This is a genomic window from Streptomyces durocortorensis, assembly GCF_016901035.1.
Classification (GTDB): domain Bacteria; phylum Actinomycetota; class Actinomycetes; order Streptomycetales; family Streptomycetaceae; genus Streptomyces; species Streptomyces durocortorensis.
In genome coordinates this window covers 1-3,260 of sequence record NZ_JAFEUF010000414.1, presented here as the reverse complement: position 1 = coordinate 3,260, position 3,260 = coordinate 1, and the positions used below count along the sequence as shown (strand labels likewise).

Here is a 3,260-nt window from a genome sequence, read left to right as displayed (position 1 = left end):
CTCCCCGCCGGACCCGCCGCCTGGCGACTGGACGTCACCGACGAGGGAACCCTCGACAACCTGGCGCTGATCCCCGCCCCCGACGCCGACACCCCCCTCACCGCCGGCCAGGTACGGGTCGCCGTACGCGCAGCCGGCGTCAACTTCCGCGACGTACTGCTCGCACTCGGGATGTACCCGGACCAGGCGCAGATGGGCGCCGAAGCAGCCGGCATCGTGACCGAGACCGGCCCCGAGGTCTCCGAACTCGCCGTCGGCGACCGCGTCTTCGGATTCTTCACCGGCGGCATAGCCTCCGGCGCGATCACCGACCACCGACTGCTGGCCCCCATACCCACCGGCTGGACCTTCGCCCAAGCCGCCGGCGTACCGGTCGCCTTCGCCACCGCCTACTACGGGCTGGTGGACGTGGCCGACGCCCAGCCGGGCGAATCGGTACTCGTGCACTCCGCCGCGGGCGGCGTAGGCATGGCAGCGGTACAACTCGCCCGCCACCTCGGCCTGGAAGTGTTCGGCACCGCCAAACCCACCAAATGGGACACCCTGCGCGCCGCCGGCCTCGACGACACACACATCGCCTCCTCCCGCGACCTGGGCTTCGAAAAGCGCTTCCGGGCCGCCGCCGGCGACCGCGGCGTGAACGTGGTACTGAATTCCCTCGCGGGCGAATTCGTCGACGCGTCCCTGCGCCTCCTCGGCGACGGCGGCCGGTTCGCCGACCTGAGCCGCACCGACCTCCGCGACGCCGCACAGGTCGCAGCCGACCACCCGGGCGTCCGCTACCAGGCCTTCAACCCCGCCGAGGCCGGACCCGACCGGGTCCGGGAGATCCTCACCGACATCCTCGACCTCTTCAACACCGGCGCACTGGACCTCCTGCCGCTCACCGCATGGGACGTACGCGAAGCGGTACCCGCATTCCGACACATCAGCCAGGCCCGCCACGTGGGCAAGAACGTACTCACCGTACCGACGCCGCTCCACCCCGACGGCACCGTCCTCATCACCGGCGGCACCGGCACACTCGGCGGCCTCCTCGCCAAGCACCTGGTCACCGAACACGGCGTACGCAACCTCACCCTCCTCAGCCGCCAGGGCGCCGACAGCACCGGCGCGACCGAACTCCTCGCCGACCTCCACGCCCTGGGCGCCCGAGCAACCGTCACCGCCTGCGACGCCGCCGACCGCACCGCGCTCGCCGACGTACTCGCCGCGATACCGGACCAGCACCCCCTGACCGGCGTGATCCATGCCGCCGGCATCCTCGACGACGGCGTCTTCGCATCCATGACCCCCCAACGGGTCGAGGCGGTACTCCGCCCCAAGGTCGACGCCGCCGTCAACCTCCACGACCTCACCCTCGACACCGACCTCGCCCTGTTCGTCCTCTACTCCTCGGCCTCCGCCACCCTCGGCACCGGCGGCCAGGCCAACTACGCGGCCGCCAACAGCTTCCTCGACGCCCTCGCCTCCTACCGCCGCGCCCGCGGCCTGCCCGCACAGTCCCTCGGCTGGGGCCTCTGGCAGCAGGCCAGCACCATGACCGGCCACCTCCTCGACGACACCACCCCGGCCCCGAACCGCAAGACCACCACCCTGCGCACCGAGCAGGGCCTGGCACTGTTCGACGCCGCAGCCGCATCACACACCCCCCACCTGCTGCCCATCCCCCTCGACCTCACCCGCAGCAGCGAGGTCCCCGCACTGCTGCGCGGCCTCATCCGCCCCGCCGGCCGGCGCGCAGCCGGCCGGACCGAGGAAAACCGCACCGCGCTCGCCACCCGACTGCACGCACTGTCCGCCACCGACCGGCGCGACCTCGTACTGGACCTCGTCCGAGGCAACGCCGCGACCGTACTGGGCCACACCCGGGCCGACGCCGTCGGCGCCCGCCACGCCTTCCGCGACCTCGGCTTCGACTCGCTCACCGCCGTCGAACTACGCAACCGGCTCAACTCCGCCACCGCAGCCGACGAACCCATCGCCATCGTCGGCATGGCCTGCCGGCTCCCCGGCCACGTCACCTCCCCGGCAGACCTCTGGCCCCTCGTCCGCGAAGGCGTGGACGCGACCACCGCCTTCCCCACCGACCGGGGCTGGCCGCTGGACATCGTCGCCGCCGAAGCGGCCCGCGGCGGATTCCTCGACGCAGCGACAGAATTCGACGCCGCACTGTTCGGAATCAGCCCGCGCGAAGCCCTCGCCATGGACCCGCAGCAGCGGCTGCTCCTCGAAACCGCCTGGGAAGCCTTCGAATCCGCCGGAATCGCCACCTCGCACGCCCACGGCACACCCACCGGAGTGTTCATCGGCGCCGCCCACGCCCAGTACGGCGTCGGCATGCAACTCCCGGACAACGCACTCGGCCACCTGATGACCGGCACCACCACCAGCGTGGCATCCGGCCGGCTCGCCTACACCTTCGGCCTCGAAGGACCGGCCGTCACCGTCGACACCGCCTGCTCCTCCTCCCTGGTGGCACTCCACCTGGCCGTGCAGGCTCTGCGCAACGGCGAGTGCGAGATGGCGCTCGCCGGCGGCGTCACCGTCCTTGCCACCCCCGGAGTGATCACCGAATTCGACCGCCAGCGCGGTCTGGCCTCCGACGGACGCTGCAAAGCCTTCTCCTCCGGCGCCGACGGCACCGCAATGTCCGAGGGCGTCGGCCTCCTCCTCGTGGAACGGTTGTCCGACGCCGAACGGCTCGGCCACGAAGTCCTGGCCGTGGTCCGGGGGAGCGCGGTCAACCAGGACGGTGCCTCCAACGGACTGACGGCCCCCAACGGCCCCTCCCAGGAGCGCGTGATCCGCCAAGCCCTGGCGAACGCGCGGCTCACCGCACCGGAAGTCGACGCGGTCGAGGCCCACGGCACGGGCACCAAACTCGGCGACCCGATCGAGGCACAGGCAATCCTGGCGACCTACGGCCAGGGCCGCGACGCGGACCGCCCGCTGTGGCTGGGGGCGGTGAAATCCAACATCGGCCACACCCAGGCCGCAGCCGGCGTCGCGGGCGTCATCAAGATGGTCCTGGCGATGCGCAACGAAGAACTGCCACCGACGCTGCTCCACGCCGACGAACCCACCACCCACGTCGACTGGTCGACCGGCGCGGTCGAGCTCCTCACCGAAGCACGCCCCTGGCCCCGCTCCGACCACCCCCAGCGCGCCGGGGTGTCCTCCTTCGGCATCAGCGGCACCAACGCCCACATCATCCTGGAAGCCGAAGCACCCGCACCCTCCCGCACCACCCCCACACC

1 protein-coding gene is annotated in these 3,260 nt (G+C 71.9%); it reads left to right on the top strand.

Features of this window, described 5'->3' with window-relative positions:
- The coding region (locus JS521_RS34755; protein ID WP_205086855.1) for a type I polyketide synthase at positions 1 to 3,260 on the top strand (3,260 nt) is incomplete at both ends.